Genomic DNA, 21,422 nt, shown 5'->3' on the forward strand with positions numbered 1-21,422 from the left:
AGTCAATCTCAATTTTTACAGTATCTTTAAGTGATTAAATAGCCCAATAAGCCTGTTCTAAGCTATCTTCACGCTCAGGTAAACCGCGAGATAATCGTGGTGAGTGCTGAACCAATACTTCATAACTTGCCCTATTCGCATACTTACTCATTTGCGAAAGTGACGAATAACTCAACGCCGGCTGAACATGCTTGCTTGATTTACCAACATTGCGCTTATGGTAAACATTGGCACTTAAATCATGCAACACCGCTGCTAGAGCCGCATCGCCGGCACCATTAGTATTTTTTATACTATCTGGCCCCCCCATATAAGGTGCAATGTGTGTGTATATGCGTAGTGGTTGTTCACAATCTTTAAGTAACATAGGACGTGAATATTCATACTGATTAAAGTCAGCAATAAAGCCTGGCAATAGTGCATATTCAGTTTCACGTTTATATTGCTCATCGACATAGCCAGCCATGTAAAGCCCTTCAGCACCAGCTGTACAAATAACCATATCAACCCAATCTAAACATTTATCAGCCGCCTGCAATGGATCTGAGTAATCTGTAATGGCCAATGCTTCTTCTTCATTCATGGTAAGAATATTAACGTGCTCTTTAACAAATTGTCGCCAAAACTCAGGTTCTTTTTCTATTAAATGTTTTGTCCCTAATGTCAGGACAACCGGTACACCTGCAGCATTTGCACATTTAACCGCTTTGATAGCAGCCTCGGTCATCGTATCGCCTGGTTCAGTTCGCATTAGGTAAGAACTAATAACTAGCGCTGATGCTTGAGCAATCAACGACTCATCAATAGAGTCTGGATGTAGTCGATTAATTAAACCAGCATTGATACCAAAGGTACGCTCACCACTATCATCAATTAAAGTAAAGCAACGGCCTATGGGACCATCAACCGGTTGTAAATAATTTAAATCAACACGAGAAGAGGTGTTACTAATAAAGCGATAAGCGTAATCACCTACATGGATATTTTTTGACATAACCCCCAGCAATACAGAGCGATCATCAGCCAACACTGAGTAGTTATGCATCGTATTACCAATAGTACCGCCAGCAAATTCGTAGTCTATTAGGTTTTCATCTTTTAAGCGTTGATATAACTTTTCAGTCACCTCATCGGAAATGACCTGCGACATTCCTCTTTGTAAATCAAATTCATCTAGAAACGCTTGATCAATTTTAGCTTCAATATCCACAAGTACCTGATCAATACCAACAATATAATTTCTCAATAAACGAGATGAGCGATTAATTTGATTGGTTAAAGGGTTCTTATTATCTACAGGGAAATAATGTTTATGTTGACGTCGGCCGGGAAACTTCATGAAGCGATAGGTATTAATTAAAAATCTTGCGGATTATAACTTAACTCACAACAAATTAAACATACTTATAATCGCTACTATTAACACTTACCCAGTAAATAGCGAATTAGTAGCGCGACAAATTTAAAAATCCAAATTTAATACACGAATAAAAGATCTTGTTACCTTGGCGGCTCTTTAAAAAACAGATCACAATATGAATTTCTATCATATTGTTTTAATTAATTTTATATTTACAAGAATCAAACTAAAATAGAATGAAACAGGCTAATAGAACTTAATATGTGTGGTCGACTAAATGTAATAGATGATACGTTATGCTTAATCGTTAGCGAAATGCTTGGCATTGATTTTCACACGCAAACGAATACCAATTTATGCCCTTCGGAAAATGTCGCGACGATCATTCGGCCTGATAAATATACCCAACTAGATGCGAGTTGGGGTATTCAACCTTCTTGGTCTAAGCAATTACTTATCAATGCAAAATCAGAAACCGTAGCAGAAAAGCCAACATTTAAATCGGCATTTATTGGAAGTAGGTGTTTGATACCTTGTACCGGCTGGTATGAATGGAAAAAGCAAGGTAGGAGTAAAGTCAAATATTCATTTACTCATAAAGAACACCAACCTTTCTTTATGGCTGGTGTGCTCTTTAATCCGACATCACCTCAAGTCATAACGTTAACTACAACGCCTAATAAAGATTGTGCTGAAATTCACAACCGAATGCCTGTATTAATCAAACCATCAGAAATAGCGTTTTGGTTCAACGCTTCCCCTGAACAGCTTAGTCCGCTAATGATGGCGACAGAAAATTCCAATATAGCAATTGAAAAAGTAACCCAATAGTCCCTAAAACTATCCCAATAACAATTCCTAGAAACAATAATTTTAACTAATCCAACAAATACTTGAGTAGTTTAATCAAGTATTGATCCGGATCAATACCTGAGTAATCTAATCAAGTACTATTTCCTTAGTTTTTATATACGAGGAATCACCCATGGGATGTTGTGGCAATTGTGGCGGTCAAGCTCACGAAGAAGAGAAAAAAGTAGAACAAGAACAAGCTGAGGAATCAAAAGAAACATCTGATGAAGAGTAAGTAAAAGTTTAAACGTTTGACTCACGTTTATGGCAGCAGTTATTTGCTGCCTTTTTTATACCCAAACTTTAATGGTTACCCCACCCTTTTTCGCTAATAAAATCTTTTGTTTGAGCAACATCAGTAAATAAATTGATCGGCAATCCTATTTGCTCTGAAAGCTTGCGCATCATACCTACTTGTATGGTTGAGCTGCAGCACACCGTTAATTGCTGACAATTATTATATGGGCCACACCATTTATAATTCTTCCCTATTACGCTCATCACTTCAGGGCTACCTAAAGTTTCATTATCTAAATAATCTACACGATACCAAACATCAAACCCTTGCTCTCTTACCGATTGCTTTATTTGTTCGTGCGCCATATTAACCCCTTCAAGATTAAACGGGCCATGGACGTGAACTTCCAGCAAATTGTCAAACCAATTTAGCTTTACGTAACCATGAGGTAGCATCAGCAGGCTCCAATTTTTATTGTCATTATAAGTAAATTATAGGCACTAGTTGTTTTTTAGTTGCTCTTTCGCCTTTTCTACCGCAGATAAATCTAAGCCTAGCTCCTTAACAGCCTCTTTTATTAAGTTAGGATTAGTCATTACTTGCATCATTACTGGTTGCAACTTTTCAGGCTCAATACCTAAACCACCTATTGTTGCCATCGCTGTTAACGGGCTTTGGGTTAACTCTTTAAAAATTGAGGTGATTTTTTGATCAGAAATATTTTCTGCTTTAAGCAATTGAAGAATTGGGTTCATAAACAATACTGCACTAATTAATATTAAGTGCATTATATAGCCTTTAACAAATGGTAAAAGTATTAATCGCGTTGGCTGTTAAGATACCCTCGACCAATGGCAACAATCAATAAAGAAAGCGCGATTGGAAACGCTAACAAAAATAGGTATTTTGCATAAAGGAGTGGGATAACTACCGACAAAGCAATGATCAATGAATAACAAGAAAACAACAGCTTATTGGCTTTAGCATACCCAATACTGGCAACAAAATTACCGACAGTACCTCTGTTTTTAATCCTCGCTATCAAGCATGGTAACAAGCCAATTGAAATTGATAACAAAGCAAATAGCCAAGCTAATAATAGATTAAACCAAAAAAACTCGACACTTAAGTCACTATTACTTTCACTGGATACGTTAAAGGCTTTGGCCAGAAAGGAAGAGTTGTCGACATACATACTATAAAGCGCAATAGCGTCAGTCATCCATATTAAGAAGAAAAGTACTTGAACAACAAAAACTAAACCAATATTTGCCATTAAGGTGCTTTTACAACGCAATTTATTATTTTCAGGATCGACAAGGATAATGGGATGTAATACCAAACTTACTAAAGGTACAAAAAGAATAAAACCTGCACAAAATGAAATAAACATCGCGTTCAGGTCATAGCTATCTAGTAGTGTTCTTATCCCTTCAGCTATTGCAAATATTAAAAAAGTTGCGATAAACAGTAAGCCATAGCTAACCACTCTTCTCTTTATCGATTGCGTTTTGATATCGTTGTGCAAGGTAAAAGTCCTTCTAGCTTTTATTACGGGAAATTTTAACCTTGTCTTTGTTCTTAAGTATTAGCCCAGATCAAAGCGGCACAAATTTATTCAATCAAGCTTTGAAAGTATGTTCATGCACCATATAAGTATATTTTCAGGCAAAAATTATTCACTAAGTTACAATTAATGGAGTTGCGTATTTTTTAGAAGTTGATTGCCTTTGTTTATAAAGCGAATAATAAGTTACTTATTTGTCATTATTTCTACCTCTGCACAAGCCGCTGAAAAGCTTGATGTAATAGTTGGACTTTCCAAGCCTCCATATGTACTTGAAGATCAACAAAAAGGCTATGAGCTGGAATTGGTTCGTACTCTATTAGCAAAAATGGATAAACGACCAAATTATATTTTTGTACCGTTTGGGCGCTCAGAAAAAATGCTAAAAAGTGAAGGAATAGACGCATTATTGACCGCTAATCCCGTTATTATTACTGATAGAGCCTTACTTAGCGATGTGTATATAACCTATCAGAATGTTGCGATTTCACTGGCGAGTAGGAACTTATGCATTGAAACGGTAGAAGATCTAGCGAATTATTCGATTACAGCCTTCCAAAACGCCCACAAGATCTTAGGTGAAACCTTTGCCAAATCAGCGAATGAAAGCTCCATGTACACACAAGTTGCTAGGCAGAAAGTTCAAGTTGAAATGTTACTTAAAGGTAGAACCGACACTATAGTATTGGATATAAATATTTTTAATTTCTTTTTTAAGGATTATCTTGATAAACATAGCCCTGATCAGATAAAGGTCCATTATATTTTTCCACCTAGCCCATACCGTATGGCGTTTAAAAATAAAGCATTTGTGAGCCAGTTCAATCAAAGTTACGCAGAATATAGTAAAACTAACGCATATTTAGCACTTAAGAAAAAATACGGTTTGCCTAACTAGACAACAAAATTGAAGCGCTTATAAGCAATGTTCCATAATGACGAATATAGCAAAAGCCAATGCAGGGGTTAAAGCAACTTAATACCAGTAAAAGATGTGGTAAACTTCACATCAATAAAATTTGGCATTATGCTCGATTAACCATACAAGGCTCCCCATGAGAAAAACATTTTCATTAACCCATGAAAAAATCAAAACACCTCGACTAGTAGATGCTATTAAGCATGAGGTTAAAAAGTACCTAAAAAGAGAGCGTAATAAGCAATTACCTGATGGGGCTGACTATTGGGATTTTGATTGTCGTTTTGGCGACACTGAAGCGTTCGCTGATGTTATTCACGTGTCTGAAATTAACAAATTAATTAGTGATGCTGAAACACGAGAACTAAAAAGCTTCTATTTAGAAATTTTAGCTAAACCTGAAGTTAGAAAAACGAACCTTGAGAGTGACGAGAAGTCTGAATAGTTATTCGAGCAATATTTAAACGTAGAGGTTATTAGGCTTGATCATATTGTTCAATAACCTTTTTCTCTGCGTTCTTTATCATTATTTCTAATTTTCCACTTTGCTTTAATCGTTTAATTTCATTATCAACTAACGGTACAAGGTGGCGGTGCTTTTTATGAATGTAATGATAAAGTGGCTCTGTTGCTAAAGATTTTTCGATAGGAACAATATTGCTGAACCCCAATCGTTTAATAACAGTTACTCCGTCCAACGTATTAGTTAACGCTACATCAACTTTGCCTTTTAACAATAAATTCATCATGTTTTGAGTGCTTGTTGTATTGTAAACATTAGGCAACCACTTAGTGATATTGTTCGTATGTTTTACCCCCCTAACCTTAGCAATACGATATTTTTCTAGGTCTTCTTTCTTGTTAATTTCAACGCCACTTCCTCGTAAGATAAAGGCCATGGTTTCCAGTTTATAGTAAGGAGTGGCAACTCTAAGCAGACTTGAGTTTTCTTTACCATAAGACCAAATACGCATTATTTCACCACCTTTTAAACCTGAATTAGCGACATATTGCGCTCTATCGGCAGGTAACGGACTAACAGCTATATTGATACCAAGGTTTTGATATATTTGAGGTAATACAATTCGACCAACTTCTTGTTCAATTAGTAATTCAATTGAAGAAAATTCATAGTCAGTGGTCAAGTCACTTTTTTGAGAAAGCGCGACATTGGAAACTAGTAGCAACAACGAACAGCAAAGATACTTCATCTACAGCCTAACTTTAATCATGCACTGACTTTAAGCTTATACTAATATTCAAACTAAGTGCTCACAAAAATTTAATTGATCAGCGTTCAAACCCCTGAATTTCTACATTGAAGCACATCTCTATTAAAAAAGCCGCTATAAAGCGGCTTTTTTAATCAACCAATACAATAAGAGGCCTATAAGTTATCTTCTTCACTACCCATAATTTGAGTTATCCATTCAATGTTGTCGTTAACAAACTTTGCATCTTGAGCTGATACACTTTCCGCTGCTTTTTGCATAAAGCGCATATTATCTAACTGCTCTTTGTATTGTTTCTCCATCGGTGCGACCATATTTTCTGGCAAGCCCTGTTGCTTCATCATCGCTACTTGCCCTTCCATTTGAGCAATATAGTCATCAAACGTCATACCATTTGGCATTTGACTTAGTTGCGATTTGAACAGTCCGCCCATAATTCGTATCCCTATATCAAAAAATTCTTCGAAGTCGCCAAAACCAGCCGATTCAATTTTTTGCGCTATTTGAGGATATACTGCAAAAGACTTAACTTTTGCTATTGCTTTATCTTTACCTAATTTAATAACATTATCCATTGCTTGCTCAAGCTGAGGATTAGCGTCAATAATTGGCTCAATGCCTGTCACTGTCTGCATGTATTTTTCAATGAGTACTTTTGATAACGCCTGCTCGGCTAGCGCTGAGGTACTTAGCAACAATAAGCCTAATGCGTAAAGAAAGTTTTTCATTCTCAATCCTTAAGTCAATGATAATCAGTTAGTGGTATAAATTTGCGATTCATTTAATATCACTTTAGGTATTTATGCAAATTCCACCTGACAAATGTAATTTATTGCCATTGACGTAAACATGGCGGCATATATTCGTCACCGCCATATCAAATTTATTGTATCTTCTGCATAAATATAAAACGGGGTTCACTATGATAATAAAGCAATTAAGAAAGCAGTCACATTTGTCACAAGAGCAACTAGCTGAAAGCACTAAATTAAGTTTACGTACTATTCAACGTGCAGAAGCAGGCCATCGAATCAGCTTTGCGTCTTTACGTTCTCTAGCTGGCTTCTTTAATAAGGACGTTGACCGACTTGAACAAGAACTTTATTCAATAGATAACATCACTGAATACAAAGATTACCCGTTTTGGTTAAGACTATATATCGGCAGTGGTTGGTTTTCTGCGACAAGAAAAGAATTTGAGCGTATAGAGGTATTTTTTGCAATACTCGCCTTTTTTACCGGACTAATTTCGTTAACGGGCTTTTATATCAGCTATGGAGCAACCTTATTATCTATTACCTTTGATCAATTGATGGGGCTTGCCTGTATTACGCTCATCTTAGGTGCATACAATTGTTCAATATCTATAAGACTGGGCGATAAATATGACATTTGGTCAAAATTGGAAGCTACGCAACCTAAGCCACTATTTCACTTTTTAACGAATATACGTACAAAAAAGAAGGTAGACTAAGGCTGCGAGTTTATACACTGTAAACAATTAAACCTAAGCTTAAAAACCAAGATACTCAAACGCTGCTAGCGATGCGGGTACGTTAAAATCAGATAAACTAAGTAATGACTTATAGTAGTCTCTAAAATCAGTCGTGTATTTTAAATCGCCGTTGTCTAAGTCAATTAAACTAGGCATTTCACCAAACTCTCCTCCGCTAACGTTTCCACCAAGCACAAAGTGGCTGGCAGCAGTACCGTGATCTGTGCCTAAGCTGGCATTTTCAGCTACACGTCGGCCAAATTCACAATAGCTGGCAATACAGGTACGTTGCCATTGCCCTACTTCAATCAGTGCTTCACGCAACGCTGCTAACGAGGTCGCCATATCATCAAGTAAATTTTGATGGGATGTTATTTGATTACTATGTGTATCGAAACTTCCTAACCCAAGATGCCAAACTGGTGGTACAAAACCTAGTGCCATAAGTTTGGCTAACGTAAAGCACTGTTGACCAAACTCTGAATTTGGAAACTCGACTGCAAATTCAACTTGCTGTTCGAGCAATGACGATAGCTGCTCAACCGAGTTATTAAATTGCTGCCTATTACCAATAATGAAATTTAACAATTCATTATCTGACGAGCCGTTTGGTACATAAACAGGCGAAAACTGATCTAAATTTGTTTGGCCAGCTAAATTAAATTGATTACCCGCGCCAAAAGTTGCCATAGGACTACCACTGACTGTTATAGCTGCCAACGGCTCTTCACTTTGCTGAACAACCTCACTTAACCAGCCAGCAGACAAATACTCATCAGCCTCTGATGCAGTTTGCCATATTTCAATTGACCTAAAGTGAGAGCGATTTGGTTGGGTGTAGCCCAATCCGTGTACTATAGCCATGTCGCCTTGTTGCCAAGCTGGCAGTAAAGAAGACATCGCTGGGTGCATTGCTAACTGCGCACTTAAATCTAATGCGACGTCTTTTGAAATAGCAATATTGGGCCGAGCATTAAAATATGCTTCTTCAGTAATTGGGATGAAGGTGTTTAATCCGTCGTTACCTCCGCCAAGTTGCACCATGATTAAGGTGTTTGTGCTTAATTGATTCGTGCTATTTGCCCAATTAAGTGGAGCAAAGGCTACCAAAGGTAGAGCGGCTGAGGCCTTTAGAAAACTGCGACGTTCCATGAGGAGCTCCTTATATTACTTGATAGGCAGGGTCTGCCATAGCTAGCATTAATTCTGATGAATTAGAAATTTCATCTAACGAGGCTACACTTTGTGCAGCTAGCAGCTGTGTTGTAGAAGTTTGTAGGCCTGAACTTTGATGCCAGCGCACAAATTGATCAATAAAACTTTCTCGATAGAAAATAGCGGCAGATGCATACCAAGCTTTTCCACCTGGCCAACCTTTAACATTAGGTGGAACGAACAAGAGTTGCCCCATGTTTTTGGTTAACGAACGCCACTGTCTATCCGTTAAACTGGCAAGGTTAAATTGTCGATAGGTACCTACGATCAACTGTACAGGAGATTTAACTTGTTGCCCTTGGCTTTGCCAGAAAAAATCACTAAGAAAAAGCGCTTCTAATAATGCTTTTATTTCAAAGCCAGAGTCGACAAACGTTTGAGCAATGATGTCGACTTCAGATTCAATGGGGTTGCTATCAACAAAATGCAACCAGAACTTAGTCACAATAAAAGTGGCACAACTCGGTTGTTTAACAATGAGTTCAGCTAGGTTCTCGACAGAAAAACTGGCTGTTTCACCAAAAATGGTTTTGTCACCATCATCGTGCCACCTTTTCTTAAATATATACTCCCCTGTACGGCGTTTCACGCTTGCTCCCGTTAAAGCGCGTGCTAATTCTTTAATATCAAATTCGGTGTAATTACCCTCGCCTAGCGTAAAAAGCTCGAGTAACTCGCGGGCTAAGTTTTCATTTGGTGAGTCTTTTTTACTGCTCGCATTATCTAAATAAATCAACATTGCTGGGTCTTTTAAGATACTTGCAAGCAAAGACTTAAAGTTACCTAATCCTTGCTGACGAAATAAGTCGTTCTGCTTGAGCATGACATTGGGTAGCTTTACTTTTTGAATAGAAGATACGAAGTGATTATGCCAAAACACTGACAATTGCTCGTAAAATGGCGTATCACTTTGTATTAGTAATGCTTGCCACCAAGCCAACAATTCTTTAGACATGTCACGCCGAACTGTTTTCCTTTCATCTTGGGACAAATCCTGAAGGTTGGGAGGAGACTGGTACCAATCTGGGTAGGTATAATTTCCTATAGGTTTAGCTAAAAGCCAATCAATTAATAGTGCTTTGCTGGTCAATGCCTCTGTTTCTAGCATTAAATCATCGGACGCACTAAAACAAGTTCGTCTTAGGAAATGCGCCCTTTCTGCAGGTGTCAGTGTTGTATCAGATGCCATGACAAATACTCCTTTTAACAACGTTAATAAAGTACAACGGGCGACAATTGGATTGGTTGACAACAGAAACTCAATAAAAACTAAAGTTTTGCTTAAATTTGTCGATAAAATAGTGTCGCCCGCAACTCATAGCTCCGATGAAATATGGCAATAGACAATGTTAGCTATTTCCTTAACCGGATAAATATTTTACAAAGTTATACTGATACGTCGGTTCTCTCCGAGCAAAGCAATACGCAAGTACATAAGCAATTTTCCTACTTTAATAGCCAACCAAATACGGTAATTAACATATCTACTCAAGCTAGAGATAAATTAGCTCACGAACAAAAAGATGTGGTGCAAACGCTATCGGAGTCATTGCAAGTAGACGATGTTGAACATCTGCATAATGAATTAACAAAAAAAGATCCATTAGATGAAATTATTGAAGATATTCAAAAACAAATTAAAGAAACTCAACGACAAGTAAATGCTTTGATGAATATTAAAACAGAAAAAGCAGAAGCTGAACGAAAAGCCCTACAAGCGAAACTAATTTCACTAAACTCGATGCTTTTACAATTAATGAGTAAAAAATTAGAAGCAACAAAAACCAGTTAATTGCTTCTCATACCATTTTCAATTGTACCCTAAGATATAAGAATCACTTTCTTCTTCATCAGGAAGAGAATGTAAATCACAAGTCGATTCTAAAGATAACAACATCGCTTGCGTAGCGATTACTTGATGGGAGTAGAAATCTATATCATCGCTGTGCAGCGAATTTGGCTGACAATGAGTGCTTTGCTTTGAAGTTTTCATAAGACTACCTTAATGTGTGCTGGCGACATTTACCCTTTTTATGTAGCAAATAACTGGCCAATAAATAGACAGCCATTGCTAGAGTTTAACGTCTTGTTATTCTGCAAATTTTATTGATGATTATGACGTCAAAATTCAATCAACGGCGTTTAGCTTGTCTGATTGTTATGCCTAGGTTGCATTGTCTACTGCTGTGTTTTACCTTTGCGCCGGGTTATCATTACCATGCATTTAGAGAGTATCGGCAAAGCGACTATAGTTAAGCGTAAATTAACATGCCTGCACTTTTAAACTTTCAATATACAGACCAAAAAGAACATAAACCGTGGAATTAACCTTTACCATTATTTTGTTGATCAATGTCGTTGTATTCCTAGGAAGCTTGCTTCAAGGGCTTATTGGTTATGGCGTTGGTATGTTTTGCGCGCCATTATTATTCTTAATAAACCCTAGCTTAGTACCTGCACCTCTCATCTTAATATCTACTGTGCTGACAATATTAATGATGGTTAGAGACAAAAGTCATTTGCAATTTGATCAGATCGCTTGGGCAATGAAAGGCGGGTTTATCGGTGTAGTATTGGCTGGGCTAGTATTAAAAGTGACAACAAAAGATCAATTTGAATTATTTTTTGGTTTGTTAATCTTATGCGCAGTCATAATTTCATTGTTGGGTTTTAAACCTAAGGTCAACAAAAAAACTAATCTTATTGCAGGTTTTAGTTCTGGTTTTATGGGGGCACTTACGGCTGTTGGTGGTCCGCCAATAGCACTGCTTTACCAAAATGGGGCAATAAAAAACATTGTCGCCAATTTAACTGCATTTTTCTTGTTTTTAAATTTCGTCGCTATTGTGACTTTTGCTGCCATTGGACAAATAACAACTGATACCTTGATTGTCGTCGTAGTTGCCATACCTGGCGTAGTTTTAGGTCTATTCATTTCAACTAAAGCACAAGGAATTGTAAAGGCACACCTTGCAAGACGTTGGATACTCGCGTTAAGTGCAATTACAGCTGTAATTACGATTATCAGAGCACTGGATTATTGGCCTAATTAGCTAACTGAACGTAAATTTATTTTCCGTTCACAAGATAAAGTGCTATTTTACCCATCACAAAACTCTGCAGTTCACACTAATAAACCGATACATGCTGTTATCCCTATTCAAACAACAACCTTGTCTTGACGAGTCAACTACCCTTTGGATTTTAGATACCTATCAATGGGCGTTGGAGCACTTTGAACTTGAAGAATTCAATCAAAACACTCAATTGATTTTACCAACTAGTGATTTCTACCCAGGTAAAGTATCTAGTATCGAGGAAATGGCACAGTCGGTATTCGACAAAACCCTACACTATGCTGGACTAAAAAACTGGCCGATAAAGTTAGTGTCACCAATGACATATCAACAAAACCCTCAAATGCAGAAAATCCCTAAGCTTCAATTTAACAATGCAATACGTGGTGACAAGGCTGAAGTATTTAGCAATGATTTTAGCCAAGGCGCTAGCAGCACCATATACGTTAGTTTTAACCCAAACCAAATCAATCAGCCACAAGATCTAGTGGCCTCATATGCACAAGCATTTGCTGCTATTTTGATAACTCAAAGAGGCATATTGCCGCCAGGTGGAGAGCAATTTACTTCACAGGCTATCGACCTATTAGCAAGTTTTATGGGGTTTGGTGTGATGTTTGCGAATACCGCCTATCAATTCAAAGGCGGCTGTGGCAGTTGTTATAACCGCTATGCTAATCGCGAAGTGGCACTTCCAGAAAATGAAATGGTGTATTGTTTGGCACTGTATTGTGTGCTCAAAGGCACTCCAGTTAAACATGTTACACTTCACTTAAAGTCACATTTACGCGGTTTGTTTAAAAAAGCGTATAAAGAATTAGACGATAAGCGGAAAAAACAAAAACTGCCTTTATTGGACAATGCTTAAGAGTTTCTTTCTCGCGGCTCTGATTGGTTGCGACAAACACATAAATACTTTTCAATAGTTAACCATACTGTAGCCGTCTACTGAATGCTCAAAAAGCATACTCTCATAGAGGTATATACAAGCAAATCAATAGTATCAGCATATGAAATTGATGATACTACCGGTTGCCAGAAGAGCCTATACACTCCAACTCCTTTACGGTTATTAATTATATCCTAATACATACGATTTGTTATCGTTTTCAAGAGCTTCGATGACATGATTAATCACCGTATCTTGTGATAATAACATCGTTTGAATTGCGACTGGTTGAACCGAATTATCTTTGTCGCCATTTATAGAGTGTGGGTGCTGTCCAAACTCTTTATTGAAAAAACAATAAGTTTTTTTCATGTTACTTCTCCTACAGAACAATCACTATAGGTGTAGCAAAATACTTACCAATCACAGAGGCGAGCTACTCTTTTGAATTTATTGAAATTTACAAATATGCACTTTAGTTCTACGAATACGTTTTGCAAAATGCAGAAAATATTCGCTATTTGCAATGCCAATAAATTATTGTTTAGGTTGAATGCTTCATTGAAAATAGCCTAAATTTTCATTCTTTAATTACAAAGTCTTTTGCCGAGTACTTTTCATAGTATTCTCGGACGATCTGATTATATTGACCATTTTCTAATGAACGTTTAATGACATTTTGAAATTCTTTCATCTTTGTAACGTATTTTGACTTCTTAGAGAGCGCTAGATAGGTAACGTTATTGTAGTGATGGCTATAAGATACTTTGACAATTTTTTCATTAGGCCTGGTTTTTGATAGTACATAATTAACTAAGGGTTCTGTGCTTATAAACGCATCTATTCGATTTTTAATAAGAAGTTTAATTAAGCGACTTTCATGAGATGCTTCAACTTTAGTTAGTTGGTTATCATTATCGAATTGTTCGAAATAGCTTACGCCTTCTCTAATGCCAATGACTAAATTTGATAGGTCGCTATATTGGTTAATCGTATATAATTTGCTCGCATTAACATAAAATACTTTAGGAGGGTCAGTTAAATATGCAGGCTCTAAAAAGGTTGCATACATTTCTCGTTCAGGTGTTTTAAACAATCCTGGAACTAAGTCTACCTCTCCTGATTTAAGCATTGCTAAACAGCGTTTGAAAGAACAAGAAACATAGTTCAACTGCAAGGCTAGTTTATCCGCCAAGGAATTGATAATTTCAATATCAATTCCTTGTAATTGCTTATCTTCGAAAAATGTCCATGGTGGAAACTGATCTATCCCCACATTAAATGTTTCAGTTTTTGCAAAACTAGAATTAACCAATAATGTTAGAAATAGAAAGAAGGTTAATTGAAAGCGACGTAGCTTTACGCTGGTTAACATGAACATCCATATTTTGTTATTAGGTTACTCTAAACTTAGTCATTAATTACTAATAGCACCAATTTCACGTTCAATAAAATAATAGCGAGAGGAAGTGTAACAGCCAACACGGCGCTCCTTCCTCTTTAAGTTGGATTCTTCAAGAAAAAATATTAGGGAGTTAGAATATAAGCACTGTGCACTTGAAGCGCTATTGCCTAATACTTAATTAATGTCGACTTAATTCGTGTTATTTATTAACTTTATATTCCTTTTAACGTTATGTTTTAAACTATTGAACTCAGCAAATTTACTTTTGTTCTACCTACTCAAATAATTAAGAATATTCTTGTAAGTTGAATCGGCAACAGGTTCTGAATTTCCACCGGTAGTATTAATAAACTGGATCACTACTGCATCAATTTCAGAAGAATAATTCGCAACACTTTGATATCCCGGTAACCAACCAGAATGATTAAACCAATATACCGATGAATATATACTGCGCTCATCGACACTTAACAAATCCCCAGTATTTAACGCTCGAATAAAGGTTGCAGTATCTTTTACCGTTGAAATCATAGAGCCGCCAGGAATAACGTAATCCTGCATAGAGCGCTCTTTATTTTGCCAGTAACCTTTTGCTAGTAATGATTTATCAATATCGCTCAATTGCGCATAAGTATCAGCCATAACCAGTGGTGTCAGTATCTGCTCTGAAATATAAATTTGATGGCTGTAACCTAGTGCCCTATCTAATATTTTAGCCAACAATAAATAATTCGTATTAGAGTACTCGTAATCCGAGTTAGGTGTAAAATCTGCTGGTTTATCGAGAGCGAATGCCAATGTTTGATCAATATCGACATGAGCATCTTGCCAACTAAAACCTACTTGGCTATCAAAATCAGCAATACCACTTCGGTGCTGAATTAAATGTTTGACGGTAATTACTGAAGAATTTTCAATTCTGTTTGCTAATTCAGGTAACCAATAAGCTAAGCTATCATTTAATGACAATTGTTCTGAAAAAGACAATTTAACTGCCGTAACAGCAATAAACAATTTGCTGATACTAGCTATCTTGAATAAAGATTCCGCATTAGCTGGCAATTGTATGTTTCTATCCTGAATACCAGCAGTAAAACTTTGATTCACTTTTCCCGGTTGGTCTATATAAACAAAAATACCATCAACGCCGTTTGTAATCGCTTCATCTAATATTTGCTGAATAGATGTAGGTGTATTGGTAACTGGTGGTTCATTAGTAGATTTGCTATTGCCATCGCTTCCGCCACCACAGCCAGCGCTAAGTATAACAAATAGAAATAGCGTGATTTTACTTAGTAAATTCACGCTATGTTGCCCCATAAATCTTTTTAAAGTTTTTTAAGTTCCAGCCAATCATAACTTCATTACCAATTTTAAGTACGGGTACAGAGCGCGCACCTATGGCGTCTAGTTCTTTCCTACCTCGCTGCATTTTCGCATTGGTTAAACGGTATTTAATACCATTGTCATCCAAGTACTTTTGCGCCTCTTTGCAATGCGGGCATTTATCTGAAATATATAAAACTACGCGTTTCATTAATGGCCTATAGAAAAATTATTTAGGGAAGAATATTTCCCTTAAAGTAGTTAAGTTAATAAAAGGTTTGATACGTATTTATAGAAAATGAAGTTTATTCGTTTTTGTCGATATCAAAAAGCCTTGATATTTCTTCATATTCACCGCTTTTATGCAACGCTTTTAATGCATTATCAAAAACCTTAACTTGTTCAGTTGATACCCTTTTTTTAGAGAACATAAGTTTGCTGCCTGCATCCTCGTCGGATGTAATACGAAAAAGCGGGATGATTTTCTTATTGTACTCAGGTTGAGACAACAAATAATATTTACCTTCTAACTCAGAATCAATATAGCCATCAGCTCTTCCTTTAAGCACAAAAGAAGACATATTTTGTTCTTCACTGATATAAGTAATTCTTCTCGCAAACTGTTTATTCTGTAATAAAACCGGATAAGACTCGTAAAAAATAGCACCGCGTAAAGCCGCAATGACCACATCAACTTCAGCTAAATCGGACAACTGCTTTACCGACTCAAATAAGTTTAATTTGGCTTTGTTCACAAACAGCATATGGTGGCTATAACGAAAGTTGTTTTTGGTAAAGTACGCAAACTCTTTTCTTTCAGGCAAGGCAGTTGCCGCCACAGTCATATCAATATCACCTTTTTTAAGGTCTTTTATCACTCTAGCCCAAGGCATAGAAACAATTCTATATTGATATGGCGTACGACGAAAAACAGCTTCAATTAGCTTTATGTCTTTCCCAGCCCAATTACCTTCTTCATCCTTGTGACGATAAATGTCTCGCTCGTTAAGCCCAATAACAAACTCTTTACTAAAGAGTGAAAAAGGCACTAAAAGCAAGCTGAGCATTACAACAATTCTTACCATCCACGAGACCTTAACTTAATTTGTGCTGGCTACACGATTACTGTTTTTTACTCAAACGTTTATAACTGTATTCAAATTATACCGAAACTAGATAACAATTTCTCTTTCAGAAATAAAAACTAAGCAGGACATACTTTCAAACTAGTCAACATTAGGACATATGTCCACATAAGTTAGTCTGCAGCGATACCTTTGGCAGCGATGTTCCTTGTTGGCTACACTTAAATGAGTAATTAATTGATTAATGAGGTGTGTAATGGATTTGACAAAATGCATGAACATGGACGCCAATATCTTACTGGGCATTGCTAATGATAAATTACGCCATGAATGCAGAAGCTTACACAGTTTGGCGGCAATGATGGATGTTAACGAACGGCAACTTGAAAGTAGATTGGCTGAGATAGGTTTTCATTATGAAGAAGACTTGAATCAGTTTAGGCCAGATATTAAATAGTCTAATTTTGACCATCAACAGTTGAACCTTTGAGTATTTTTCTAGGTAAATACTTTCTAGATTAATTAGATTAATTAAATTCTCTATTCACATTGCGGCGGTGGCCGCTACACCCAAAGGGGAAAAGACAGTTGTTTCCCCTTTGGAATCCCCTCATTGCCCTGCACAGCATATTGCCTCAAATAAAATTTAGGCGACTATGCCGATACCTTCTTATATGGCTTCCTGCCTTAATGCAAGCGCTCGATGCCCTATCTCGCGTCACCAAATCGCTTTCTAAATTTCACTTTCGATGCTTAGAAGGGATAGGTGTTGAATTCTAGGCTCTGTTCATTCCCCATGACCCTTTTCTTTTAATACAACACCACCAGAATTATTTTGCAAAAATAGTACTCTTGCTATTTTATTACCTTGCCTATCAGCGGAGATATTAAAATTTAAAAAGACATGTCCTTTTTCAGGGGATTGTAATAGCTTCATACTCAAATCATTCATGTGTTCGATATCTTCAAATGAGAATTCCGCTGCGCAAATAGTATCTCCACAAAAAATACCGTCACTTTGAATACTCTCATCATGATTATTTAAATATCCATTTAATTCACTGTTAAACAAAATTTCATTTTCAAACGAGCGATGTTCGACCTTTCTACTTGCCAAATTATTTAGTACATTGGAAAAATTACTACTCTCTAAAATTGATAGCGCGTCAGAGGAAGATACAGAGCCAGAATGCTGGTCTATTATTGCCGACTCAATATTCAAAGCGAGATTAATTTCGCAACCATCCTGTTCAGCATTACCATTATCATCTAAACACAATTTACTATTAATTTTAGGAAGTAAATTGACTGACTGATTACTTGAAGTACCTTTTAGTTCAGGTGCGAAGTTACTATTCTCTCGAAATGAGCGATTTTTAATTGCCAACGGTTCTGGTTTTTGTGATTTTTCTTTCTGAACGATTACTTTTAATCCAGCATTAAGCTTGCTATCAGAAACCGTATTATCTATTTCATTCGTCAGGTAGTTTTCGTATATCAAATATATTACAACCATCGCAAGTAGGAAGATGATAACGTTTTTCATTTAATATCCCTTTATCAATTAATCCATCGCCATTCTCAAAACATAAAACGACTTTTCATCGATATTACTGCCTTAATCGCCCGAAATAAAATTATTTTATAGTGTGAATCCATAAAAAAAATTCAACATATTGTTGGAGAGATTGAGAGAAAATTAACTTATCCATCACCATGAGATGCCCTGCTTAGCATATTGACTCAAGTGAAATTTGGGCGTTTATGAGGATACCGATACAATGGGAATGGTGTTGAATTCAAGGATCGTTTCTTTTTCATAGTAATCACCATAAATACAACGAGATTCATCACGATGTTAAAACGAAGCATTAATCTGCTTGGCAAAATGTCTGGACGAGAAATAAATTTCAGCTATTGCTGGCACGGAAAGCCAGCAAAGTTCAGTTAGCACATGGAAGTGCTATCTGAACGTTAGCTCGACGAATTTATTTATCAGAAAGAAAAACATTTTGCAGCAGCGCCATGGGGTTCCAAGGGGACGACGGCGCTAGCGTCCCCTTGGGTGCCGTCGAGCACCCTCGATAATTTAAAACTACAGGTTAATCATATAATTAAAAGAGGAGGCCAATTTATTTATTTGTTAAGATTTCAATAAATTGCTAAAAGCGCAAGGATTTATATATGGATGATAGAGCCCTTCATAAACAAAAACTCTTTTGGTGTGTTGTTGCAGCACCTGTCTTTATTGGTATGTTATTATTTATTCCTTTGATGACAGAATATGAACTAGATCCAAGTGTAAATGGCATAGTTAAGTTTGCAGAGCTTAGTAAGCTACAGTTTTCAATAATTTTGCTTTCTATCCCTTTAGGGGCTCTGCTGGCTCGAATCCATTCGACAATTCAAAAAGAGAAAGAGAATGAAATCGCAAATGAAGAAATAGTTGTTTCTCAGATAATTGACTATGTCGATTGCGTCAAAAATGAGTTAACAACTGAACTAGAAGATAAAAACAGCAGAGTTTTTGCGCCAATAAATGATAACGTCTCGTGGATTAGAGCGGCAAAAGATATTCTCTGTATCTTCAAACATAGAAAAACTCTGAAAATTCCAAAAAATATCGAAAGGTGTGATGAATTTTTAGAGCGATTAAATCTTCATCTTTACCGAAGTTTTGGTAACAGCGATGATTGCTTACCCATTCAGTTTTTCACAGGTTCAAAATCGTGGTTAGAGGACCACAAGGAACTAGAATCAAAAGAGCTCTCCAGTGAGAATAAGGATAAAGAATTGATAGAGTACATTCTTAGCTACAAAGGACCATCTAGCCTGAGTTCAAGAAGCTCTCTATCTAATACGGCACCTAGATTCCCAAACACCACTATCGCAGATGGCGCTATTTGCTGTATTTTCGACTTTATCAACAATTACGTCGAACCTTTTGAGCCCAACGAGGATACTAAAAAGTCATTTATTGAACTTGCTTCAAAGCTTGAGCTAGTGGATTGGTCCATATGGGATAGAAATGAATGGTTACTCCATGAATCAAGAAAAAGTGAAGGAGCAGCAAAATACTTAACTTTAAAGAGAAAAGCTATAAATATTAAACAAGCAGTAGAATAAGAGTAGACCAACAAAAAACCCGCCTTTAGGCGGGTTTTTCAAATACTTTAGAGATTCCGTATCTAGTACGGAATGACTAGTCGATTACCAACCAGTTTTCTCTTTAAGCGTTATACAGATATCAGCTATTAAACGAAGTGTTTTAAACCAAACTTCTCGCAATACTAAGTACAGTACACCTCTTTAGACTCTTCTCTAAATTTAGCAATTGCATTCCCCATTGCTTTATTAAGCGCTTCTGCTATCTCCCCTTCACCAGACGCCCAGTTAACTGAAACTTCATGGCCTCTATAGTACTTTGGTTTTTGCTTATCTTTGCCATTAACAAAAGCGACCTTAATCACGACATTGGCTGCCATAGACGTTTGCATAGAGTGAATGTAAGCCTTGACTAAAGTCACATCGATGTGAGCGTTGGCCATGTTATTTTGCGCTTTAATGTTATTTTTTTCTAAAGCAGACAACAACCATGCCTCCACATCACTTTCAACAATAGTGAGCGCTACAAATCCTAATGATTTAGATTCTCTTGCATCCAAATAGCTATTTAGAATAAAGCCGCATTGGTTAATAGCGCTTATCCGCTTAGCTTTTTGTTTTCCAGTAAAGTGATGATTATACGACGTGGGAAGTTTTACGGTATTAACAGAGCACCCCGTAAAAAAGAATATAAGAAATATTATGATTAGTTGTTTCATAAGAAAAAGGCAGAGTTATACTCTGCCTTACCTAACTTAATTAGGCGCTACTTCAGTAGTGTTCATGCTAGACACTACTTGCTTAGCCAACTTCCTTGCTACGTTTGAAAACTCTGCTTTTAATTCGTCCGCATTATTTGCTAGAACTTTAGCGTTTTCTTCTTTATCTGTAGTTGTACTATTAAGCTTGCTACTTACAATTACACTGTCTCTATAGATATTGTTGTCGTTATGCCAAGCATACTGCTTCGCTTTTTTGCTAGTTGCTTTTTCAGAGTATTTTTTTAGTTCTTCACTCTTAGGGAGCATAGATAAGTTTGCGTATGCTTTTAAGCTTGAAAAGTCTGGCGACAATGAATAGTTGGTATTAATAAAAGTTACTGTTTGAGCATCTGTGCCTTTGTAATGATCTTCAACAGTAGTTTCCGTAATATCAGAGATTAATTTAACGTCGCGTATTTTCATCCAGTTCACAGCATCAAATTCCTCATTTAATGCATCGAGAAACAACTTATTAAAACTCGTTTCAATAAGTGAATCTTTAATTGGCTGAATAAGCTCTTCGGCTGTTGATGCGCGACTATTTTCTACAGCGACATCAATAAGCGCTAACAATAAACCACCGCCTCCAGCAGCTGCTACTGATGATCGATCAATTTCAGCTACGATTTCTTTTTGCGGTAATACAACATATATATCTGTTGAATTGATTTCGTTCGTGGCAGCTTGAGGTAAGTAGTTATTCGGAGTGCTTCCACATGCGGCTAACGTCGTAATGAAAGCAAAGACAAACATTAACTTGCCTAGTCCATGATAGTTCTTAAACATTTTATTCCCTTAGTTTTGTAAAAAAAACGTTAAATAACATTTAACATTGCAGCATAAATCTAAAGGATTAGCATAAAATTATCAACAACTTATAATCAAAAGAAAGGTTT

Annotated in this window: 26 protein-coding genes; 9 read left to right on the forward strand and 17 right to left on the reverse strand. The window is 36.6% G+C overall.

Annotation, left to right across the window (positions count from 1 at the left end; genetic code table 11):
• Positions 1–34: 34 nt before the first annotated feature.
• Positions 35–1,339 (reverse strand): inosine/guanosine kinase, encoded by a 1,305-nt coding sequence (locus HII17_RS14190; RefSeq protein ID WP_169076007.1) that lies wholly within the window; start codon positions 1,337–1,339, stop codon positions 35–37.
• 282 nt (positions 1,340–1,621) lie between these two features.
• Here HII17_RS14190 and HII17_RS14195 point away from each other — a divergent pair, with 282 nt between their 5' ends.
• A complete protein-coding gene (locus HII17_RS14195) occupies positions 1,622–2,191 on the forward strand; it encodes an SOS response-associated peptidase (protein WP_169076008.1) in 570 nt (189 codons plus the stop codon).
• Positions 2,192–2,515: 324 nt separating this feature from the next.
• Here HII17_RS14195 and HII17_RS14200 read toward each other — a convergent pair whose 3' ends face one another.
• The 3 genes from HII17_RS14200 to HII17_RS14210 all read right to left on the reverse strand — a co-directional run bounded on the left by HII17_RS14200 (position 2,516) and on the right by HII17_RS14210 (position 3,978).
• A complete protein-coding gene (locus tag HII17_RS14200) occupies positions 2,516–2,905 on the reverse strand; it encodes a hypothetical protein (RefSeq protein ID WP_169076009.1) in 390 nt (129 codons plus the stop codon).
• Between the two features lie 45 nt (positions 2,906–2,950).
• Entirely contained in the window at positions 2,951–3,205 is a 255-nt protein-coding gene (locus HII17_RS14205) for a DUF2999 family protein (protein ID WP_169076138.1), read from the reverse strand.
• Between the two features lie 62 nt (positions 3,206–3,267).
• Positions 3,268–3,978 (reverse strand): hypothetical protein, encoded by a 711-nt coding sequence (locus HII17_RS14210; protein WP_169076010.1) that lies wholly within the window; start codon positions 3,976–3,978, stop codon positions 3,268–3,270.
• 196 nt (positions 3,979–4,174) lie between these two features.
• Here HII17_RS14210 and HII17_RS14215 point away from each other — a divergent pair, with 196 nt between their 5' ends.
• Both HII17_RS14215 and HII17_RS14220 read left to right on the forward strand, forming a co-directional pair.
• Positions 4,175–4,915 carry a substrate-binding periplasmic protein gene (locus HII17_RS14215; protein WP_169076011.1) on the forward strand — a complete coding sequence of 247 codons (741 nt, stop codon included), beginning with the start codon at positions 4,175–4,177 and terminating at the stop codon, positions 4,913–4,915.
• A 157-nt stretch (positions 4,916–5,072) separates the two neighbouring features.
• Positions 5,073–5,381 carry a DUF6172 family protein gene (locus HII17_RS14220; RefSeq protein WP_169076012.1) on the forward strand — a complete coding sequence of 103 codons (309 nt, stop codon included), beginning with the start codon at positions 5,073–5,075 and terminating at the stop codon, positions 5,379–5,381.
• Positions 5,382–5,412: 31 nt separating this feature from the next.
• Here HII17_RS14220 and HII17_RS14225 read toward each other — a convergent pair whose 3' ends face one another.
• Positions 5,413–6,147: a substrate-binding periplasmic protein gene (locus HII17_RS14225; RefSeq protein ID WP_169076013.1), complete on the reverse strand. Its 735-nt coding sequence runs from the start codon at positions 6,145–6,147 to the stop codon at positions 5,413–5,415.
• A gap of 176 nt (positions 6,148–6,323) precedes the next feature.
• Positions 6,324–6,896 carry a hypothetical protein gene (locus HII17_RS14230; RefSeq protein ID WP_169076014.1) on the reverse strand — a complete coding sequence of 191 codons (573 nt, stop codon included), beginning with the start codon at positions 6,894–6,896 and terminating at the stop codon, positions 6,324–6,326.
• 194 nt (positions 6,897–7,090) lie between these two features.
• Between HII17_RS14230 and HII17_RS14235 the strand changes: the two genes are divergently transcribed.
• Positions 7,091–7,642 carry a helix-turn-helix domain-containing protein gene (locus HII17_RS14235; protein ID WP_169076015.1) on the forward strand — a complete coding sequence of 184 codons (552 nt, stop codon included), beginning with the start codon at positions 7,091–7,093 and terminating at the stop codon, positions 7,640–7,642.
• 39 nt (positions 7,643–7,681) lie between these two features.
• Here the strand turns inward: HII17_RS14235 and HII17_RS14240 are convergent, their stop codons facing one another.
• Together HII17_RS14240 and HII17_RS14245 are read right to left on the reverse strand one after the other, a co-directional pair.
• Positions 7,682–8,815: a DUF1501 domain-containing protein gene (locus HII17_RS14240; protein WP_169076016.1), complete on the reverse strand. Its 1,134-nt coding sequence runs from the start codon at positions 8,813–8,815 to the stop codon at positions 7,682–7,684.
• A gap of 10 nt (positions 8,816–8,825) precedes the next feature.
• On the reverse strand, positions 8,826–10,067 hold the full coding sequence (locus HII17_RS14245) for a DUF1800 domain-containing protein (RefSeq protein WP_169076017.1): 1,242 nt from the start codon (positions 10,065–10,067) through the stop codon (positions 8,826–8,828).
• Positions 10,068–10,211: 144 nt separating this feature from the next.
• Here HII17_RS14245 and HII17_RS14250 point away from each other — a divergent pair, with 144 nt between their 5' ends.
• Entirely contained in the window at positions 10,212–10,670 is a 459-nt protein-coding gene (locus tag HII17_RS14250) for a hypothetical protein (RefSeq protein ID WP_169076018.1), read from the forward strand.
• An 18-nt stretch (positions 10,671–10,688) separates the two neighbouring features.
• On the opposite strand, the gene HII17_RS14255 is transcribed toward HII17_RS14250, so the two are convergent.
• Positions 10,689–10,871, reverse strand: a complete 183-nt coding sequence (locus HII17_RS14255; RefSeq protein ID WP_169076019.1) for a hypothetical protein — start codon at positions 10,869–10,871, stop codon at positions 10,689–10,691.
• A 325-nt stretch (positions 10,872–11,196) separates the two neighbouring features.
• Between HII17_RS14255 and HII17_RS14260 the strand changes: the two genes are divergently transcribed.
• Positions 11,197–11,931: a sulfite exporter TauE/SafE family protein gene (locus tag HII17_RS14260; RefSeq protein ID WP_169076020.1), complete on the forward strand. Its 735-nt coding sequence runs from the start codon at positions 11,197–11,199 to the stop codon at positions 11,929–11,931.
• Positions 11,932–12,025: 94 nt separating this feature from the next.
• Positions 12,026–12,823: a hypothetical protein gene (locus HII17_RS14265; RefSeq protein WP_169076139.1), complete on the forward strand. Its 798-nt coding sequence runs from the start codon at positions 12,026–12,028 to the stop codon at positions 12,821–12,823.
• 204 nt (positions 12,824–13,027) lie between these two features.
• On the opposite strand, the gene HII17_RS14270 is transcribed toward HII17_RS14265, so the two are convergent.
• The 5 genes from HII17_RS14270 to HII17_RS14290 form a co-directional block, all read right to left on the reverse strand.
• Positions 13,028–13,216, reverse strand: a complete 189-nt coding sequence (locus HII17_RS14270) for a hypothetical protein (protein WP_169076021.1) — start codon at positions 13,214–13,216, stop codon at positions 13,028–13,030.
• A gap of 208 nt (positions 13,217–13,424) precedes the next feature.
• Positions 13,425–14,219: a substrate-binding periplasmic protein gene (locus HII17_RS14275; protein ID WP_169076022.1), complete on the reverse strand. Its 795-nt coding sequence runs from the start codon at positions 14,217–14,219 to the stop codon at positions 13,425–13,427.
• Between the two features lie 300 nt (positions 14,220–14,519).
• Positions 14,520–15,554: a serine hydrolase domain-containing protein gene (locus tag HII17_RS14280; protein WP_169076023.1), complete on the reverse strand. Its 1,035-nt coding sequence runs from the start codon at positions 15,552–15,554 to the stop codon at positions 14,520–14,522.
• Position 15,555: 1 nt separating this feature from the next.
• Positions 15,556–15,786: a glutaredoxin family protein gene (locus HII17_RS14285; protein ID WP_169076024.1), complete on the reverse strand. Its 231-nt coding sequence runs from the start codon at positions 15,784–15,786 to the stop codon at positions 15,556–15,558.
• Positions 15,787–15,880: 94 nt separating this feature from the next.
• Positions 15,881–16,660: a substrate-binding periplasmic protein gene (locus tag HII17_RS14290; RefSeq protein WP_169076025.1), complete on the reverse strand. Its 780-nt coding sequence runs from the start codon at positions 16,658–16,660 to the stop codon at positions 15,881–15,883.
• A 256-nt stretch (positions 16,661–16,916) separates the two neighbouring features.
• Here HII17_RS14290 and HII17_RS14295 point away from each other — a divergent pair, with 256 nt between their 5' ends.
• Entirely contained in the window at positions 16,917–17,117 is a 201-nt protein-coding gene (locus HII17_RS14295; RefSeq protein WP_169076026.1) for a DUF4250 domain-containing protein, read from the forward strand.
• Positions 17,118–17,447: 330 nt separating this feature from the next.
• Here HII17_RS14295 and HII17_RS14300 read toward each other — a convergent pair whose 3' ends face one another.
• A complete protein-coding gene (locus HII17_RS14300; protein WP_169076027.1) occupies positions 17,448–18,206 on the reverse strand; it encodes a hypothetical protein in 759 nt (252 codons plus the stop codon).
• 638 nt (positions 18,207–18,844) lie between these two features.
• Between HII17_RS14300 and HII17_RS14305 the strand changes: the two genes are divergently transcribed.
• Positions 18,845–19,786, forward strand: coding sequence for a hypothetical protein (locus tag HII17_RS14305; RefSeq protein WP_169076028.1), 942 nt, complete (start codon positions 18,845–18,847; stop codon positions 19,784–19,786).
• A 164-nt stretch (positions 19,787–19,950) separates the two neighbouring features.
• Here the strand turns inward: HII17_RS14305 and HII17_RS14310 are convergent, their stop codons facing one another.
• Positions 19,951–20,484 carry a hypothetical protein gene (locus HII17_RS14310; RefSeq protein ID WP_169076029.1) on the reverse strand — a complete coding sequence of 178 codons (534 nt, stop codon included), beginning with the start codon at positions 20,482–20,484 and terminating at the stop codon, positions 19,951–19,953.
• Positions 20,485–20,520: 36 nt separating this feature from the next.
• A complete protein-coding gene (locus tag HII17_RS14315; RefSeq protein WP_169076030.1) occupies positions 20,521–21,312 on the reverse strand; it encodes a hypothetical protein in 792 nt (263 codons plus the stop codon).
• Positions 21,313–21,422: the final 110 nt, after the last annotated feature.

This window comes from Thalassotalea algicola (assembly GCF_012932965.1).
In the GTDB taxonomy this organism is placed as follows: Bacteria; Pseudomonadota; Gammaproteobacteria; order Enterobacterales; family Alteromonadaceae; genus Thalassotalea_F; species Thalassotalea_F algicola.

What these genes read in the sequence shown, in the direction of transcription:
- HII17_RS14220 (WP_169076012.1), top strand. Translation starts at nt 5,073, where the DNA reads ATGAGAAAAACATTTTCATTAACCCATGAAAAAATCAAAACACCTCGA.
- HII17_RS14270 (WP_169076021.1), bottom strand. Translation starts at nt 13,216, where the DNA reads ATGAAAAAAACTTATTGTTTTTTCAATAAAGAGTTTGGACAGCACCCA.
- HII17_RS14290 (WP_169076025.1), bottom strand. Translation starts at nt 16,660, where the DNA reads ATGGTAAGAATTGTTGTAATGCTCAGCTTGCTTTTAGTGCCTTTTTCA.
- HII17_RS14190 (WP_169076007.1), bottom strand. Translation starts at nt 1,339, where the DNA reads ATGAAGTTTCCCGGCCGACGTCAACATAAACATTATTTCCCTGTAGAT.
- HII17_RS14205 (WP_169076138.1), bottom strand. Translation starts at nt 3,205, where the DNA reads ATGAACCCAATTCTTCAATTGCTTAAAGCAGAAAATATTTCTGATCAA.
- HII17_RS14255 (WP_169076019.1), bottom strand. Translation starts at nt 10,871, where the DNA reads ATGAAAACTTCAAAGCAAAGCACTCATTGTCAGCCAAATTCGCTGCAC.
- HII17_RS14250 (WP_169076018.1), top strand. Translation starts at nt 10,212, where the DNA reads ATGGCAATAGACAATGTTAGCTATTTCCTTAACCGGATAAATATTTTA.
- HII17_RS14240 (WP_169076016.1), bottom strand. Translation starts at nt 8,815, where the DNA reads ATGGAACGTCGCAGTTTTCTAAAGGCCTCAGCCGCTCTACCTTTGGTA.
- HII17_RS14300 (WP_169076027.1), bottom strand. Translation starts at nt 18,206, where the DNA reads ATGAAAAACGTTATCATCTTCCTACTTGCGATGGTTGTAATATATTTG.
- HII17_RS14295 (WP_169076026.1), top strand. Translation starts at nt 16,917, where the DNA reads ATGGATTTGACAAAATGCATGAACATGGACGCCAATATCTTACTGGGC.
- HII17_RS14315 (WP_169076030.1), bottom strand. Translation starts at nt 21,312, where the DNA reads ATGTTTAAGAACTATCATGGACTAGGCAAGTTAATGTTTGTCTTTGCT.
- HII17_RS14310 (WP_169076029.1), bottom strand. Translation starts at nt 20,484, where the DNA reads ATGAAACAACTAATCATAATATTTCTTATATTCTTTTTTACGGGGTGC.
- HII17_RS14195 (WP_169076008.1), top strand. Translation starts at nt 1,622, where the DNA reads ATGTGTGGTCGACTAAATGTAATAGATGATACGTTATGCTTAATCGTT.
- HII17_RS14285 (WP_169076024.1), bottom strand. Translation starts at nt 15,786, where the DNA reads ATGAAACGCGTAGTTTTATATATTTCAGATAAATGCCCGCATTGCAAA.
- HII17_RS14230 (WP_169076014.1), bottom strand. Translation starts at nt 6,896, where the DNA reads ATGAAAAACTTTCTTTACGCATTAGGCTTATTGTTGCTAAGTACCTCA.
- HII17_RS14235 (WP_169076015.1), top strand. Translation starts at nt 7,091, where the DNA reads ATGATAATAAAGCAATTAAGAAAGCAGTCACATTTGTCACAAGAGCAA.
- HII17_RS14305 (WP_169076028.1), top strand. Translation starts at nt 18,845, where the DNA reads ATGGATGATAGAGCCCTTCATAAACAAAAACTCTTTTGGTGTGTTGTT.
- HII17_RS14245 (WP_169076017.1), bottom strand. Translation starts at nt 10,067, where the DNA reads ATGGCATCTGATACAACACTGACACCTGCAGAAAGGGCGCATTTCCTA.
- HII17_RS14225 (WP_169076013.1), bottom strand. Translation starts at nt 6,147, where the DNA reads ATGAAGTATCTTTGCTGTTCGTTGTTGCTACTAGTTTCCAATGTCGCG.
- HII17_RS14200 (WP_169076009.1), bottom strand. Translation starts at nt 2,905, where the DNA reads ATGCTACCTCATGGTTACGTAAAGCTAAATTGGTTTGACAATTTGCTG.
- HII17_RS14275 (WP_169076022.1), bottom strand. Translation starts at nt 14,219, where the DNA reads ATGTTAACCAGCGTAAAGCTACGTCGCTTTCAATTAACCTTCTTTCTA.